Source organism: Pseudomonas sp. EA_35y_Pfl2_R111 (assembly GCF_963970955.1).
Taxonomy (GTDB): Bacteria; Pseudomonadota; Gammaproteobacteria; order Pseudomonadales; family Pseudomonadaceae; genus Aquipseudomonas.
Genome location: NZ_CAXAOM010000005.1, coordinates 245689 through 260548, shown reverse-complemented (window position 1 = coordinate 260548; position 14860 = coordinate 245689). Strand labels below are relative to the sequence as shown.

At 62.1% G+C, this 14860-nt stretch carries 15 protein-coding genes and 1 tRNA gene; 2 read left to right on the top strand and 14 right to left on the bottom strand.

Translation table 11 applies throughout. The annotated features are described in order from the left end of the window. Nucleotides 1-56: 56 nt before the first annotated feature. Complete coding sequence (locus AACY25_RS18890) at nucleotides 57-572, top strand: acyloxyacyl hydrolase (protein WP_339526689.1); 516 nt, start codon at nucleotides 57-59, stop codon at nucleotides 570-572. Between the two features lie 69 nt (nucleotides 573-641). On the opposite strand, the gene rtcA is transcribed toward AACY25_RS18890, so the two are convergent. The 6 genes from rtcA to AACY25_RS18860 form a co-directional block, all read right to left on the bottom strand. Further along, on the bottom strand, nucleotides 642-1676 hold the full coding sequence (gene rtcA / locus AACY25_RS18885) for an RNA 3'-terminal phosphate cyclase (RefSeq protein ID WP_339526687.1): 1035 nt from the start codon (nucleotides 1674-1676) through the stop codon (nucleotides 642-644). Between the two features lie 44 nt (nucleotides 1677-1720). Then, entirely contained in the window at nucleotides 1721-2521 is an 801-nt protein-coding gene (locus AACY25_RS18880; RefSeq protein WP_339526686.1) for a nucleotidyltransferase domain-containing protein, read from the bottom strand. A 39-nt stretch (nucleotides 2522-2560) separates the two neighbouring features. Continuing rightward, the gene (locus AACY25_RS18875) at nucleotides 2561-3787 is read right to left on the bottom strand and encodes an RtcB family protein (protein WP_339526684.1); all 1227 of its coding nucleotides are present in this window, start codon (nucleotides 3785-3787) and stop codon (nucleotides 2561-2563) included. 60 nt (nucleotides 3788-3847) lie between these two features. After that, nucleotides 3848-4198, bottom strand: a complete 351-nt coding sequence (locus AACY25_RS18870) for a zinc-ribbon domain containing protein (protein WP_339526683.1) — start codon at nucleotides 4196-4198, stop codon at nucleotides 3848-3850. A 49-nt stretch (nucleotides 4199-4247) separates the two neighbouring features. Beyond that, nucleotides 4248-5393, bottom strand: a complete 1146-nt coding sequence (locus AACY25_RS18865; protein WP_339526681.1) for a slipin family protein — start codon at nucleotides 5391-5393, stop codon at nucleotides 4248-4250. A gap of 319 nt (nucleotides 5394-5712) precedes the next feature. Next, a tRNA-Lys gene (locus tag AACY25_RS18860) sits at nucleotides 5713-5784 on the bottom strand. Between the two features lie 281 nt (nucleotides 5785-6065). Between AACY25_RS18860 and rtcR the strand changes: the two genes are divergently transcribed. Beyond that, nucleotides 6066-7676, top strand: a complete 1611-nt coding sequence (gene rtcR, locus AACY25_RS18855; protein WP_339526680.1) for an RNA repair transcriptional activator RtcR — start codon at nucleotides 6066-6068, stop codon at nucleotides 7674-7676. Between the two features lie 247 nt (nucleotides 7677-7923). Here rtcR and AACY25_RS18850 read toward each other — a convergent pair whose 3' ends face one another. The 8 genes from AACY25_RS18850 to phrB form a co-directional block, all read right to left on the bottom strand. Beyond that, nucleotides 7924-8235: a YkgJ family cysteine cluster protein gene (locus AACY25_RS18850; RefSeq protein WP_339526678.1), complete on the bottom strand. Its 312-nt coding sequence runs from the start codon at nucleotides 8233-8235 to the stop codon at nucleotides 7924-7926. Nucleotides 8236-8380: 145 nt separating this feature from the next. Beyond that, complete coding sequence (locus AACY25_RS18845; protein WP_339526676.1) at nucleotides 8381-8908, bottom strand: DUF2878 domain-containing protein; 528 nt, start codon at nucleotides 8906-8908, stop codon at nucleotides 8381-8383. Beyond that, the gene (locus AACY25_RS18840; RefSeq protein ID WP_339526674.1) at nucleotides 8901-10175 is read right to left on the bottom strand and encodes a cyclopropane-fatty-acyl-phospholipid synthase family protein; all 1275 of its coding nucleotides are present in this window, start codon (nucleotides 10173-10175) and stop codon (nucleotides 8901-8903) included. The genes AACY25_RS18845 and AACY25_RS18840 overlap by 8 nt, the downstream gene beginning before the upstream one ends. Continuing rightward, complete coding sequence (locus AACY25_RS18835) at nucleotides 10162-10962, bottom strand: DUF1365 domain-containing protein (protein ID WP_339526741.1); 801 nt, start codon at nucleotides 10960-10962, stop codon at nucleotides 10162-10164. Before AACY25_RS18835 ends, AACY25_RS18840 begins: the two co-directional genes overlap by 14 nt. Before the next feature lie 17 nt (nucleotides 10963-10979). Beyond that, nucleotides 10980-12227 carry an NAD(P)/FAD-dependent oxidoreductase gene (locus AACY25_RS18830; protein WP_339526672.1) on the bottom strand — a complete coding sequence of 416 codons (1248 nt, stop codon included), beginning with the start codon at nucleotides 12225-12227 and terminating at the stop codon, nucleotides 10980-10982. Next, on the bottom strand, nucleotides 12224-13003 hold the full coding sequence (locus AACY25_RS18825) for an SDR family NAD(P)-dependent oxidoreductase (RefSeq protein ID WP_339526671.1): 780 nt from the start codon (nucleotides 13001-13003) through the stop codon (nucleotides 12224-12226). Before AACY25_RS18825 ends, AACY25_RS18830 begins: the two co-directional genes overlap by 4 nt. Beyond that, nucleotides 13000-13422, bottom strand: a complete 423-nt coding sequence (locus AACY25_RS18820; RefSeq protein ID WP_339526670.1) for a nuclear transport factor 2 family protein — start codon at nucleotides 13420-13422, stop codon at nucleotides 13000-13002. The genes AACY25_RS18825 and AACY25_RS18820 overlap by 4 nt, the downstream gene beginning before the upstream one ends. After that, nucleotides 13419-14858, bottom strand: coding sequence for a deoxyribodipyrimidine photo-lyase (phrB, locus tag AACY25_RS18815; RefSeq protein WP_339526739.1), 1440 nt, complete (start codon nucleotides 14856-14858; stop codon nucleotides 13419-13421). Before phrB ends, AACY25_RS18820 begins: the two co-directional genes overlap by 4 nt. Nucleotides 14859-14860 lie beyond the last annotated feature (2 nt).

The following is a 14860-nucleotide window of genomic DNA, read 5'->3' as shown; positions in this document are numbered from 1 at the left end:
TCGCGCGACGCTTAGCTGACCCACAGGGGTTGTCTCGTCAAAAAAAGGATATTCCGATGAAGAAACTGATCACCTTGGCTGCATGCACAGCCATCTCCATGGCAGGAATTGGCGCTGCGCAAGCGGCCGATGTGACCTTCGCCATTGGCCAGAGCAGCGAGTCCACCATGGTGTATCGCCTGGGAACGCAATTCGATTTCAATCGAAGCTGGTGGCAAAGCGACGTGGGTCGACTGACGGGTTATTGGGACGCGGGCTACACCTACTGGGATGGCGACGAAACGTCGAGCAACCACAGCGTCTCGATCACACCGGTGTTCGTCTACGAGTTTGCCGGGCAGAACGTGCGGCCTTATATCGAAGCCGGTATCGGTATCGCCGCATTCGCCAATACCGAACTTGAAGACCGCGATCTGGGGTCATCCTTCCAGTTTGAAGACCGCATCGGTGTGGGCATGCGGTTCGCCGGCCAAGAAGTAGGCCTACGGGCAATTCACTATTCCAATGCCGGTCTTAAGCAGCCTAATGACGGTGTCGAGGCCTATACCTTGCATTACCGCATGAGTTTCTAACCGTTTGCACTGTTAAAAAGCCGGATTGCCATCCGGCTTTTTATTGGTCTGCCATTTCAGCCTAGGTGCTTATTGGGGGCTTTCAGTCCGAAGGCTAACTTGCACTAGTGCTGGGGCTAAGCTTTCGCAGTGGATACGCACCGGCATAAAGGCTTCGATTACCTGGATATTGCTATCCAGGTGCGCGGTGCGCCGCGGCGTGGTGAAGCTGCCACCGCCGGCCAAGGCCATCGGCAGCAACAACTGATCGGCCAGGTGCTCGGCTACCGCAGTCTCGCCGCCTAGCCAGTCGCGGGCTTGCTTCGCCACCTGGTCGGCAACGTTCTCGGCTCGTACCCGCGGCTGACCGAAGGCGGCGAACACTTCGGTGAGCTGTTCGCAACGCACTTCCAGTAGCAACACGTTCCCCGGCCCATGCTCTTGCGGCAGATGGACGAAATGCAGCGCCTCTTCCGGCAACTTCAGGCGATTGGCCAGCCGCTCCAGCTCCCTTGCACCGACATGACCGGGTACACCGGCCAACAGGCAGCGCGCCTGCTGGTCGAGCACGGCGCCGCGTTCCTGCAGATACAGCGGTTGCAGTTGGCCCGGCTGTATATGCAGCTCCAGTTGGCCGCCGCCGGCCGGTGCGAAACCATGGCGCAGCAGGGTCAATTCCAGCTGCGCGCCCATGCGCCGCAATAGCGGCAGCCAGGCATGCTGGAGAAAGTCGCTCGGCGGCGCGGCCGGGTTATGGGTGCCGCCGCTGATCAGCAGGCGGCTGTTATCGGGCGCGCGTAGCAAGGCCGGCAGCAGCGTCTGCAACACCAGGGTGCAGCTGCCGGCGGTGCCGATACTGAAGCTGTAGTCGCCGGCCTTGATTGCACCAGGGCGAAAGCTCAGGCTCATCGAGCCCAGCTGCGCCCCTTCGACCTCTGCGCCACAGACCTCGGCCGCAGCCAGCACCGCGGTCAGGTGCTGGCGCAACAAACCCGGTCGGCTGCGCTGGGCGCGGATATTGACGATCCGAAACGGCCGCCCGCTGACCATCGACAGGCTTAGCGCGCTGCGCAATACCTGGCCGCCGCCGATGGCACCGTCCAGTTCTAAAAATTCCTTTTGCATAATTCTGATCCAAATTAGACGGGCCGGGCGCTCGCGCGCCCGGATTACGAATAGCGCAGCACCGTCTCGCACAGATAACGGTCGAGATCGGCCGTATCGCCGCCCGCCTTGGGCAGGGCCGGCTGCGCTTCGGCCTGCTGCAAGGCCTGCTCGATAAAGGCGTGTATCACTTCACGGCGCGGGCCATAGGCCGACTCCACCACCTGGCGCTTGAGCGTCAGCAGGGCATCGATTTCCGCCAACAGGGCGGGATCTTGCACGGTGGCGTCGAGTAGTGCGGCGAAGGTCATGGGCGGTCGGCCCAGTCCTGCGTCGATCCAGCGTACGGCCAGTAACGGGCGCAGCACATAGAGGTACTTTTTGAAGCGCACCTGCTCGTCCTGCAAATAACCACGAAAGTTCTTCTTGGCCATCGACAGGTAGTGATGCCGCGCAGCGGTCGGGCAGTAGAACTGCTCTGCCAGATCGCGCAACTCCTCGGCGGCGCCCGGCTCGCTGCGGTAAACCAGTGGCGAATCTAGCCACTCCAGCAGCGTGGGATTGGATTTGCGCAACAGTTGCAGGGTTTTGCGCAGCTCCCAGCCGCCTATATCCAACTCATCGCTCAGCGGCCGCTCGATTACATCGCGCGGCGCATCCACGCGCAGATACCAGGGCTGGCGCGGCACGTAGACGAAGCGCACGTCATAGTCGCTATCCGGCGAGGCGAAGCCCCAGGCGCGGCTGCCCGACTCGCAGGCGTAGAGCACGGTGACCTCATGCTGCGCTTCTATTGCTTTCAGCTCGCGCAGCACCCACTCGCGCATTTCTGACGAGAGCGGGTGGCGTTGTTGATGCAGGTCCATCTGTTGTTACCTTCTGTTCAGTCGGGGTGCTGGCACCCCTTATCCTTTAACGCACACCACCTGACGCAGGGTGTGTACCACTTCCACCAGCTCGCGCTGGGCGTGCATGACTTTTTCGATGTCCTTGTAGGCCATGGGGATCTCGTCGATCACGTCGGCATCCTTGCGGCATTCCACATGGGCGGTAGCGCGGATCTGGTCGTCCAGGCTGAATTGCTTCTTCGCCTGGGTACGGCTCATCACTCGGCCAGCGCCGTGGCTGCAGGAGCTGAACGCCTCTTCGTTACCCAGGCCGCGAACGATAAAGCTCTTCGCGCCCATGGAGCCGGGGATGATGCCCAGTTCGCCCTTCTGCGCCGAGACCGCGCCCTTGCGGGTGATCAAGACGTCTTCGCCGAAATGCCGCTCCTTCTGCACATAGTTGTGATGGCAGTTGACCGCCTGCAGGTTGGCCTCGAAAGGCTTGCCGATTACCTGGCGCGCTGCGGCTATCACCGCTTGCATCATCAGTTCGCGGTTCTGCCGGGCGAAATCCTGGGCCCAACCCACGGCTTCCACGTAGTCCTGATAGTGCTGGCTGCCTTCTTCGAAGTAGGCCAGGTCCTTGTCCGGCAGGTTGGCGATGTGCTGGCGCATATCGGCCTTGGCCAGTTCGATATACAGGCTGCCGATGGCGTTACCCACGCCGCGCGAACCGCTGTGCAGCATGAACCAGACGCGCTGGGCTTCGTCCAGGCAGACCTCGATAAAGTGGTTGCCGGTACCCAGGGTTCCCAGGTGTTTGCGGTTGTTGGTCTTCTCCAGTCGCGGTTGTTTATCGGTAATCAGCTTGAAGCGCCCGGCCAGGTTCGCCCAGGCCTGGTCGGTGGCGTCGGGCACGTTCTCCCAGGCGCCTTTATCACGGCCGCTGCGGGTGCTGGTACGGCCATGAGGTACGGCGCGCTCGATGGCATCGCGCAGCCCGCTCAGGTTGTCCGGCAGGTCGCTGGCGGTCAGCGAGGTGCGCGCGGCCATCATCCCGCAGCCGATATCCACACCCACCGCGGCGGGGATCACCGCACCGAGGGTGGGGATCACGCTGCCGATGGTCGAACCCTTACCCAGGTGCACGTCCGGCATCACGGCCAGGTGCTTGAAGATAAACGGCAGCTTGGCGGTGTTGATCAGCTGTTGCTGCGCCTCGGCCTCGACCGGCACGCCCTGGGTCCAGAGCTTGATCGGTTTGCCGTTGGCGACTTCCAGCAGTTGGTAGCTTGTGTCTTTCATGGTCTTGTCTCTGTATTCAATAAGCGCCGGCCATAGAGCCGTGCGCATCTAAATTGTTGGCTAGGTGCGACCAGCCAGGTGGCGGATCAGGCGGCAGGGGCGGCAGCGCACCGCGTGGGCGTATACCGAGCCTTGTACCACTTCGTACCACCACCGTTGCTGCGCGGCAGCCCAGACTTCGTCTTTACCGCAGTCGACGCAACGAAACGGCTGGTCCTGGTACCAGCCGCGGGCGAGAAATAAAGGCTCGCCGTAGCTGTTGTAGGACGCCAGCAGCGTTGGGTTGACCGTGATCGCCTCGGTTGGCCTGAAGCCCAGCGGCAGGTACTGATCCAATGCTCGCTGCGCCTTGGTGGCCCGCAACCGGCGAGCCGTTTTGATTTCCCTGCGGCGTTGTTTTCCGCTTTTCATGATGCTGCCTTTTTATTCAGGCCGCCTACCTCCACGGCAGGCGGCGCTGTTATTTCGGGACCAGGGTTACCAGGCCGTTAAGCACTTGATCCAATCCGCCGAACACGGAAATCCGGTCGATGCGCTCGGCCACCCGCTCCAGGGTTTCCAGTTCCTTCAGGCGCAGTGCCGTCGGGTTGTCTTCCATCACCTTGGCGGTGTTGAGCAGCGAGCGCGTGGCCGAGGTTTCCTCGCGGCGGCGGATCACGTTGGCCTGAGCCGCTTTCTCCGCCGCCACCACCTGGGCCAGCAAGGATTTCATCTCGCCGGGCAGGATGATGTCGCGCACGCCCAGGCTTCTGACTTCCAGGCCACAACCCGGCAGCTTGGCGGCGAGGTGGCTGCTCACCGCCTCGTCGATCAACTGCTTGTTCTCCAGCAGCTCGTCCAGGGTGTGGGTGCCCACCGCTGCACGCAGGCCGAATTGCAGCTCGCGGTACAGGTGCTCCTGGGGTTTGGCCAGGCGCGAATGAGCCAGCAACACGTCGCTGTAGTGCCAGTTGGCTGCCAGGTTCAGGCGCAGGCTGATCTTGTCGCGGGTGAGGATTTCCTGGCCGCTGACTTCCAGTGCCTGAATCCGCATATCCACCAATTCGACGCTGATCTGCCGGTTGAAACGCCAGAAACCGTAGTGGCCGGCCGGCAACAGTTCGATCACCTCGCCATTGACCTTGAGCACGCCGACCTGGAATGCCGGCACCTGGGTCAGCAACACCGCGTCCAGGCCCAGTAGGGCTTGGCTGCGCAGGCCGGGCTGGGTGAGCAGGGCGACCAGTGCGGCGTCCAGACGGTATTGCTGGCTCAGATCGATGCGCTCCAGGCGCTGTTCGTTCTGGCCCTTCCAGTACAGGTGACGGCTGCCAGGCGGCAAGATTTCCACCAGCATGCCGTCTTCATAGCGCAGGCCTGCCTCGTGCTCGGCGGTATCGAAACGCTCGAAGCAGCGCTCGACCAATGCCGGCTGCTCTTTACGCAGGTAGCCGGCCAAGCGGTGCTCGAAGCGCGGGCAGTTCAGGCTGAAAACTTCAACGCTCAGGCGGTTGCGTGGATCGAAGCGGCGGTACAGGCCGGGCTCCAGGACGGCCTGGAAATCGCCTTCGGCGTACAGCAGGGCGCGTTCGTTCTTTTTCACCACAAAGCGTTTGAGCATGTTCATCGGTAGTTCCTTTTTCTCTTTTTCTTCTCGGTATGGGTGTCGGCGTTCGCCGATCCGTCGGGCATCCGTGTTGGGGACGCGGGGTGAGCGTGCGTCGCGACCGTCCTGGTCGTGTGGCCTGCCTTGGCCCGACGTTGACTCTGCCCGCCGCTCGAGCACGTGGCCGGGCGGATCGGCGGCGGCAGCGGAACTGCTCTGCCACGCCAACGGGGTATTGCTGGGTTGTCGCTTAACTGCCGTTAAAGGGCATTTTTCGAGCGGGAATCGAACCCGCGACAGGTCTTCCGAAGAAAACTGCTCTACCAGTTGAGCTATCGAATGGCTTGGGCAGGACTCGAACCTGCGGCGCATCTTTCAAGAAAGACTGCTCTACCAACTGAGCTACCGAGCCAGTGACCGAGCGTTGCGGTGGCGGCATACGGGGCACCCGAACCCGAAGGTGGATCCCCGCACCGGCGGGATATGACTCCCGACCCGTTGGCCTGCCTGGCGCTGTGGTCGAGAGATATATTGCGAGGGGCGTGCCAGAATATTCAGGCTGTCGGGATGTTTTTATAAGTTATTAATTTATAAGGTAAATATTTTTATTTCTAAGCGGGCGGTAAAATCTGTTCAGGCTCGTTTACTTGAATTGCTATATTTTGGTATCATAATTTATCTTTTGGTATAAGCATGTTTGCTAAGAAAACCGTCGCCATCGGCTTTGTCGGCGCCACCCTGGATAGGGTCGGCAAGGGTGCCAACCGCTGGAGCAAATGGAGGCCCAGCGTCGGCCTGTGTCAGCAGCAGGATTTGCTGATCGACCGCCTCGAACTGATCCACAGCCCCCGCGACGCCGGTCTGGCCGGGCGCATACGTGACGATATCGCCGCGGTCTCGCCGGAAACCGAGGTGTGTTTGCATGCCATGGCCTTGCGCGACCCCTGGGATTTTCAGGAGGTCTACGGCGCCCTGCACGAGTTCGTCAGCGCCTATGCCTTCGATACCGAGCGCGAGGATTACCTGGTGCATATCACCACCGGCACCCACGTCGCGCAGATCTGCTGGTTTCTGCTGACCGAGGCGCGCTACCTGCCGGCGCGCCTGGCACAGACTTCGCCGGGGCGGCGCGCTGAGGAAACCACCCACAGCGGCACCTGCACCCTGATCGACCTCGACTTGTCGCGCTACGACGGCATCGCCACGCGCTTTCGCCGCGAGCAGCAGGAAACCCTGGCGTTCCTCAAGTCCGGCATCGCCACGCGCAATCCAGCGTTCAACCGCAGCATCGAGCAGATCGAGCGGGTCGCGGTGCGTTCGCGGGCGCCGATGCTGTTGGTCGGGCCTACGGGCTCGGGCAAGTCGTTTCTGGCCCGGCGCATCTATGAACTCAAGCGCGCCCGGCATCTGTTGCAGGGGCGTTTCGTCGAGGTCAACTGCGCCACCCTGCGCGGCGACGGCGCCATGTCCGCGTTGTTCGGCCATAGCAAAGGCGCCTTTACCGGCGCGCAGACGGCGCGCGAAGGGCTGTTGCGCGCGGCCGATGGCGGCATGCTGTTTCTCGACGAGATCGGCGAGCTGGGGCCGGATGAGCAGGCCATGCTGCTCAAGGCCATCGAGGAGAAACGCTTCTTCCCCCTGGGCAGTGACAAGGAGGTGGAGAGCGACTTTCTGCTGATCGCCGGCACCCACCGCGACCTACGCGAGCGGGTGCAGCAGGGCCTGTTTCGCGAGGATTTGTTCGCCCGCATCAACCTCTGGACCTTCGAATTGCCGGGCCTGGCCGGGCGCCGCGAGGATATCGAACCGAACCTGGAGTTCGAGCTGGAACGCCATGCCCGCGAACAGGGCCGCCAGGTGCGCTTCAACCTGCAGGCGCGCCAACGTTACCTGGCCTTCGCCAGCAGCCGCGAGGCGGCCTGGAGTGGCAACTTCCGTGAGCTGTCGGCCTCGATCACGCGGATGGCCACCCTGGCCGACAGTGGGCGGATCGACGAGGCCCAGGTGGAGGAGGAAATCCTCCGCCTGCAACGTACCTGGAGTGGCAAGGGGCTGGCCAAGACAGGTATCCAGCAGGAGCTGGAGCACCTGCTGGGCGAACGCTGGCAGGCGCTGGACCTGTTCGATCAGCTGCAATTGCCGGGCGTGGTGGCGCTGTGTCGTGAGGCTGCCAGCCTATCGGATGCAGGCCGCCAGCTATTCGCCCAATCGCGCCAGGGCAAAAGCCAGCCCAACGATGCGGATCGGTTGCGTAAGTACCTGGCGCGTTTTGGGCTGGATTGGCAGATGGTGCGGGGGTTGTAGAGGGGAGGTTACTAGCGTTGTGACACAGATCGGCCTGCGGTTAAACGGACCCCGTAGGGTGGGTTAGCGGCGCTGAGTGCTAAGCGATCAGACACCACCGGCGTGGCGCGCCGCGTAACCCACCAGGCGGCTTGCCTTGAAACTGGGCCGAGTTGCGCCGATGGTGGGTTACGGCGCGGCGGATTTTGTTGAGCCATCGCTATTGGCGGTATGCGCCTAACCCACCCTACGGTGATTCGGCTGGCCGCTAGCGGTAGATGCTGGTCATGCCCTTGCGCTCGTCCAGGCATTCGGGAGAGGCGGTTTCGAACTCGCGGCAGATCAGCGGGCGCACCTCGTAGATGGTGCAGCGCATGCTGTCGCGATCCAGCGCCGCACACCAGCCGTCGTCCAGGCGCAGCATGACTTCGCCGCCCCAGGCGTCGGTATCGATATAGCGCTGCGGCACGCCGGTGTCGGTAATCAGCATGACTTCCAGCTGGCAGCAGCAGGCGGCGCAATTGCTGCAGCTGACGGCTTCTTCGAGGGGTAACTGGAGATGGGGGATGCTTTCGCTCATGCCGCGCAGTGTACGCCATCACTGCTTTGGCGACGCTCACTGCCGACGTAGGGTGGATGGCATTTTACCCATCCACTCTCGTGAGGAGGCGCCGCGCTGATCGAAACCGCTCCGCAATTTTCAACGGGGTGGCTAGCTACCTACCCTACGTGGACTGGCGAGTACGCAGCTTTTGCTCGTATTGCGCGCGATAGAGTTTGGCGAAGCCATGTAGCACAGGCATGACCAGAGCCCAGATCGCGCCAATCAGCAGCAGGCTTGGCCAGGTGCCGTAGGGCAGGCCGACGCCGGCGATCTGTGCGCCGGCGTAATAGGACAGCGGTGCAGCGATGGCACCGAGTAGGCTGCCGCGCCACCAGGGTTGTGCGGTCCAGGCCAGGCAGTGATTGAGTGTGGTAGCCATCAGCAGCCACAGGCAGGCTAGCCATAGCGGGATCAGCGTGCGTGGCTCGCCGAAGTCGAACACGCCGAGGTTGAGTAGAAAACTGTCCAGCGCGCTGCCGGCCAGGAAAACACTGATCAGCAGTTTGCCTTCCGCCGCCCAGCTGCTGGTCCACAGCAGATGCACCGCCAGCACCGCTGCGACAATCAGCAGCCACAGGCTGTCGCCGCCGAACACGCAGGCGAACCAGCCGAGCTGAAATAGCAGGGTGTTGACGATTAATCTAGGCATTGAAATTTCCCAGTAACGGAGCAGGACGTGCCGCCGGTTTCGCCAGCAGCAATTGCGCGGTGCCGATGGTGCGCTCGATAAAGCCGCCCTCGCAATAGCACAGGTAGAACTCCCACAGGCGAAAGAAGTAGTGGTCGTAGCCCTGCTGCTCCAGCTTGTGCCGCGCCTGGCGCAGGTTGTCGTGCCAGATGCGCAGGGTGCGCGCGTAGTGCAGGCCGAAGTCTTCCATGTGGTGCAGGTTCATGTCGGTCTTGGCAGTGATGATGTCCAGCATCTTGTTCACCGAAGGCAGGGCGCCGCCAGGGAAGATATAGCGCTGGATAAAGTCCACGGCGTTTTTCGCCTGCTCATAGCGCTGGTCGCGGATTGTGATGGCTTGCAGCAGCATTAGGCCGTCGGGTTTGAGCAGGCTGGCGCACTGTTCGAAATAGGTCGGTAGGAAACGATGACCCACTGCTTCAACCATTTCGATCGACACCAGTTTGTCGTACTGCCCAGCTAGGTCGCGATAGTCCTCCAGCAGCAGGGTAATCTGCCCTTGCAGGCCCAGTTCGGCAATGCGTTGCTGGGTATAGGCGAACTGCTCGCGCGACAGGGTGGTAGTGGTGACCTTGCAGCCATAGTGGGTGGCGGCATAGATCGCCATGCTGCCCCAGCCAGTGCCGATTTCCAGCAGGTGGTCGCTGGGTTTCAGCGCGAGCTTCTGGCAGATGCGTTCGAGCTTGTTCAGTTGCGCCTGCTCCAGGCTGTCGTCGGCGCTTTGGAACATCGCTGCCGAGTACATCATGGTCGGGTCGAGAAACTGCTCGAACAGCCCGTTACCGAGGTCGTAATGCGCCGATATGTTTTTGCGCGAGCCTTTACGCGTATTGCGGTTTAGCCAGTGCAAGCCCTGGATCAGCGGACGGCCGAGCTGCGCCAGGCCACTTTCCATGGCATCGAGTACGTCGAGGTTGCTGACGAATACGCGGATTACTGCCGTCAGGTCCGGGGTGGTCCAGTAGCCATGGATATAAGCCTCGCCCGAACCGATTGAGCCGTTGCCTGCCACCAGCCCCCAGACCGCACCATCTTGCACCTGAATCTCGGCGCAGAGGCTGGAGTGGGCATCGCCGAACTCCATGCGTTCATCCCCTTCAACGATCACCAGCAGACCATGGCGCAGTTGTTTCAGCTGGCGCATTACTGCACGGCGCAACAGGCTGGCACCGATGCCGCTGCCGGCGCGCACGGTGTGTTTTGCAGAAGCCAAGCTAGAGCTTTTCATGGGGGACTTCCTTTGGTACGGGGCGGGCGACGCGTAAAGCACCCTCGGCGGCCCGATGGGTGAACAGGGGAATACGTTTGAGCAGCAGGCGCAGGGCCTGCCAGTAGATGGCGGCAAGGGTTTTGCCGGTCATCCAGGGAAAATCCAGCAGGTAGCGGTGCAGACTGGCGCGGTTCAGGTCTGTGCGCTGCAGACTGAGGCTGGCGTCGAAGAGCTTTTCCTCGCCTTGCCAGTCAGCCATATGGATGCCTAAGCGTTCGCCGACCGGGCTGAAGCTCATGCGGTATTCCAGATCGCGCGGCAGAAACGGCGAGACGTGAAATGCCTTGGCCACGGCGACGTGCTGATGGCCCGTACCCTCGGCCGGCAAAACGTAGTGGTAGCGCTCGCGGAAAGGCGTGTTGCTGACTTCGCAGAGAATCGCCGCCAATTGGCCATCGGCTTCATGGCAGTAGAAAAAGCTCGCCGGGTTGAAGGCCAGGCCCCAGCTACGCGGCTGAGTCAGCAGGCAGATATGTCCCAGCGGTGTGCGCCCTAGGGCTTCGGTGACGCGCTGACGCACGGCGTCGATCAGGCGCATGCCGGCTCCGGTGAACTGCGGCAGGTAATCGCTCTCGCGAAAGGCAAAGGGCGCAAAGCGGCCACTGCCAGCCAGGGGCGACAGCGCCAGTACCGCTTCCTGCTCACTCAGGTCGAGGTAGAGCAGGCCCATGCGATAGCGAAAGTTATGCAGACGCGGCGCAAAGCGCCGGTGCTGCACCCAGCCGCTATACAGGGCGCTATTCATTGTCATTGGGCTGTTCACTACAGCGCCTCACCGAATTCGCGGGCCACGCGCAGCGCGCTGACCACGCCGTCTTCGTGAAAACCGTTGGCCCAATAGGCGCCGCAGAAATAGCTGTGGTTGGCGCCGAGAAGTTCTTCCCAGCGCGCCTGCGCCGCAACGGCTTCGAGGCTGTACTGCGGATGGGCGTAGGTGTAGCGGGCGAGGATCTTGTCCGGGTCGATGGCATCGCTCTGGTTGAGGCTGACGCAGAATGTCGTCTCGCTTTGAATACCTTGCAGAATGTTCATGTCATAGGTAACCGCAGCAGGCTGGCTCGCCGGCCCACCCAGGCGATAGTTCCAGCTGGCCCAGGCCAGTGGCCGTTTTGGCAGCAGGCGGGTGTCGGTGTGCAGCACCACATCGTTGTCGGCATAGGGCAGCGCGCCGAGGATTTCCTTCTCGATGCGTGTGGGCTCGGCCAGTAGCGCCAGGGCCTGGTCGCTGTGGCAGGCGAAGATCACCTTGTCGAAGCGCTCGCTGCCGGCGGCGCTGTGCAGGGTAACGCCCAGGGCATCACGCTCGACCCGGGTCACCGCGCAGTTGAGGCGGATATGCTGCTTGAAGGATTCTGTCAGCGGTGCGACATAGCTGCTGGAACCGCCCTCGACCACACACCACTGCGGGCGGTCACTGACCGACAGCAGGCCGTGGTTCTTGAAGAAGCGCACAAAGAACTGCAGCGGAAAACCAAGCATGTCATTCAGCGACATCGACCAGATTGCCGCACCCATCGGCACAATGTAATGCTGAATAAAACGCTCGCTGTAGTCATTGGCCTTGAGGTAATCACCCAGGGTCATATCGCTGGCGATGCGCTGCTGGTTAAGGTCGTTCAGCGCCTCACGATTGAAGCGCAGGATGTCGCGCACCATGCCCCAGAACTTCGGTGAAAGCAGGTTACTGCGCTGGGCGAACAGGCTGTTGAGGCTGTGCCCGTTGTACTCCACGCCACTGACTGGGTCGCTTACCGAGAAGCTCATCTCGGTGGCCTTAAAGCCGACGCCGAGCTGGCTGAGCAGGCGGATAAAGTTCGGGTAAGTCCAGTCGTTGAATACGATAAAACCGGTGTCGACCGCATAGCGCTTACCTGCCACCTCGACTTGCACGGTATGGGTATGCCCACCAATCCAGTCGCCGGCTTCGAAGACCGTGATGTCGTGGCTGCGGTTAAGCAGGTAGGCGCTGGTCAAACCGGCGATACCGCTGCCGATAATGGCGATCTTCATGAGTGGTCCTTGGTGGTGGCTGCAGAGCGGGCCATACGGGCGCCGATGGCCACCTGCAAACGCTTGGGCAGATGGCCGAGCAGCTTGAGCATGGCGATAAAGGGGCCGGGAAAGCTTATTTCAAAGGGTTGCTGGTGCAGGCGTTCGGCGATATGGCGGGCGGCTTTGTCCACCGGCCAGCGCATGGGCATGGGGAAGTCGTTCTTCTGCGTCAGTGGGGTGTCGACGAAACCGGGGCTGACCAGGGTGACGGCAATGTTTTCGGCGTGCAGATCGATGCGCAGGGCTTCCATCAGGTAGCGCATGGCGGCCTTGGAAGCGCCATAGGCTTCGGCACGTGGCAGCGGCATAAAGGTCACCGAGCTGCCGACGCCCACCAGATGCGCGCGGTTGCCCAGGCGCAGCAAGGGCAGGGCGGCTTCTATGCAGTAGCTTGCCGAGAGCAGGTTGGCGCGCATCACACGCTCAACCATCGCCGCCTCGAAAGCGCTGACCTCGACATACTCACAAGTGCCGGCGTTGAGGATGACGCAATCCAGCGCGCCCCAGACCTGTGCGATATGTTCGCCAATCGCGCGTACCTGCTCGATGTCGCTGAGATCACCGGCAACCACCAGCACGTGTTCAGGGAAGCGTTTGGCCAGCGCCTGCAACGGCTCAACCGTGCGTGCGCTGAGGGCCAGGCGATGACCCTGTTCGAGCAACTGTTCGGCCAGGGCGGCGCCAATACCACTGCTGGCGCCTGTGAGCCAGATACGCCGTTCGTTCAGGTTCATGCCAACCTCCGTTTCAGCCAGCGGATAGCCGAGCCGAGTAAGGGCAGGTGCTCGTAGAGCAGGCTGCCGGCGTCGAAATAGTCGCGGTGGCGATAAACCTTGTCCTGCCACAGCAAGTGCGAGCAGCCTTCCACGCGAATCAACTGGCCACCGGCCAGGCGCGGGTGGCGGTAGCTCATGGTCCAGCGCAGGTAGCCTTCACCGTCGCGTACTTGATCAAAGCCATAGAAGTCGAAGCGCAGCTCGCTGACGTTGGCGTACAGCTCGGCAAAATAACGCTGCATATTGGTCAGCCCGCGCACCTCATGCAGGGGGTCGCAAAACAGTGCGTCGTCGCTGTATAGCTGGCCCAGGCGGTCGAGGTTGTCCTTGTTCAGCCCGGCAAAGTCCTGGGCGAACTGGCGCAGAAAGTCGCTCACAGCAGCTCCTCGCCGGCAAGGTGCGGCAGGCTTTTGAACGCCGCCAATGCACGCGCGCGGCTCTTGCTCAGGTCGACGATTGGCGTGGGGTAATCGGCAATGCCGAACAGCCCACCGATGGCCGACGGGTTATGGATATTGGTCTTGTTCAGGCCAACCAGCTCGGGCACCCACTGGCGGATAAAACGGCCGTCCGGGTCGAATTTCTGCGACTGGCTCAGTGGGTTGAAGATGCGAAAGTAGGGTGCCGAATCGGTGCCGGTGGAGGAGCTCCACTGCCAGCCGCCGTTGTTCGCCGCCAGGTCACCGTCGATCAGGTGGCGCATAAAGAAGCGCTCGCCTTCGCGCCAGTTGATCAGCAGGTTCTTGGTCAGAAACATCGCCACGATCATGCGCAAGCGGTTGTGCATCCAGCCGGTGGCCAGTAGCTGGCGCATGGCTGCATCGATGATCGGGAAGCCGGTGCGGCCGTCCTGCCAGGCTTTCAGTTCCTGCGGCGCGTCGCGCCAGGCCACCGCCTCGGTTTCCGCGCGGAATGCACGGTGCATCGAAACGCGCGGGTAGCCGACCAGGATGTGCTTGTAAAACTCGCGCCAGAGCAGCTCGTTGATCCAGGTGATGACCCCGACGTTACCGCTGTCGAACTCGCCCTGGTTAGCCTGCAAGGCTGCATGCAGGCACTGGCGCGGCGAGATCACCCCGGCGGCCAGATAGGCAGACAGTTGGCTGGTGCCGGGCTGCGCGGGGAAGTCGCGGGCGCTCTGGTAGAAGTCGATCTGCTGCGCGGCAAAGTCGTCCAGACGCCGCGCAGCCTCAGCTTCACCAGCTGGCCACAGCTCACGCAGTTCGGCAGCGGGGAGGGCGAAGCCTGCAACTTGTTCAGCAATGGCATCGCTCTGGATCGCAAGCGCGGGCTGCGCTTTAGGTGTGGCGATCAGGGCCGGCAGGGCGGTGTGCAGGCGCTGATAACAGACCTTGCGAAACTGGCTGTAGACCTGAAAGTAACCGCCGGATTTGGTCAGCACGCTGCCGGGCTTAAAAAACAGCTGATCCAGATGGCTGCGAAAATTCACCCCCAGGCCATCCAGCGTACCGGCTACGGCCTGGTCGCGACGGCTTTCATGTACGCCGTACTCTTCGTTGACCTGCACACTGTCAATCTGCAGCTGCTGGCATAGCTCGCCGATCACCTGCGGCGCCGCGCTCCAGTTATCGGCTTCACGTACCAGCAGCGGTACGTTGAGTTTGCCCAGCTCAGCGGCCAGCTCTTGGAGATTACGCAGCCAGAAGTCGACCTTGCTCGGCGCGTCATCGTGGGCCAACCACTGGCCGGGGCTAAGCAGGTACAGCGCCACGGTCGGGCCGCTGCTCATGGCGGTGGCCAGGGCGGTGTTGTCCTGCACGCGCAGGTCGGTACGAAACCAGATCAGTTGCAGCA

Coding starts and splice junctions, on each gene's coding strand:
- AACY25_RS18890 (WP_339526689.1), top strand. CDS start 57: ATGAAGAAACTGATCACCTTGGCTGCATGCACAGCCATCTCCATGGCA.
- rtcA (WP_339526687.1), bottom strand. CDS start 1,676: ATGCAAAAGGAATTTTTAGAACTGGACGGTGCCATCGGCGGCGGCCAG.
- AACY25_RS18880 (WP_339526686.1), bottom strand. CDS start 2,521: ATGGACCTGCATCAACAACGCCACCCGCTCTCGTCAGAAATGCGCGAG.
- AACY25_RS18875 (WP_339526684.1), bottom strand. CDS start 3,787: ATGAAAGACACAAGCTACCAACTGCTGGAAGTCGCCAACGGCAAACCG.
- AACY25_RS18870 (WP_339526683.1), bottom strand. CDS start 4,198: ATGAAAAGCGGAAAACAACGCCGCAGGGAAATCAAAACGGCTCGCCGG.
- AACY25_RS18865 (WP_339526681.1), bottom strand. CDS start 5,393: ATGAACATGCTCAAACGCTTTGTGGTGAAAAAGAACGAACGCGCCCTG.
- rtcR (WP_339526680.1), top strand. CDS start 6,066: ATGTTTGCTAAGAAAACCGTCGCCATCGGCTTTGTCGGCGCCACCCTG.
- AACY25_RS18850 (WP_339526678.1), bottom strand. CDS start 8,235: ATGAGCGAAAGCATCCCCCATCTCCAGTTACCCCTCGAAGAAGCCGTC.
- AACY25_RS18845 (WP_339526676.1), bottom strand. CDS start 8,908: ATGCCTAGATTAATCGTCAACACCCTGCTATTTCAGCTCGGCTGGTTC.
- AACY25_RS18840 (WP_339526674.1), bottom strand. CDS start 10,175: ATGAAAAGCTCTAGCTTGGCTTCTGCAAAACACACCGTGCGCGCCGGC.
- AACY25_RS18835 (WP_339526741.1), bottom strand. CDS start 10,962: ATGAATAGCGCCCTGTATAGCGGCTGGGTGCAGCACCGGCGCTTTGCG.
- AACY25_RS18830 (WP_339526672.1), bottom strand. CDS start 12,227: ATGAAGATCGCCATTATCGGCAGCGGTATCGCCGGTTTGACCAGCGCC.
- AACY25_RS18825 (WP_339526671.1), bottom strand. CDS start 13,003: ATGAACCTGAACGAACGGCGTATCTGGCTCACAGGCGCCAGCAGTGGT.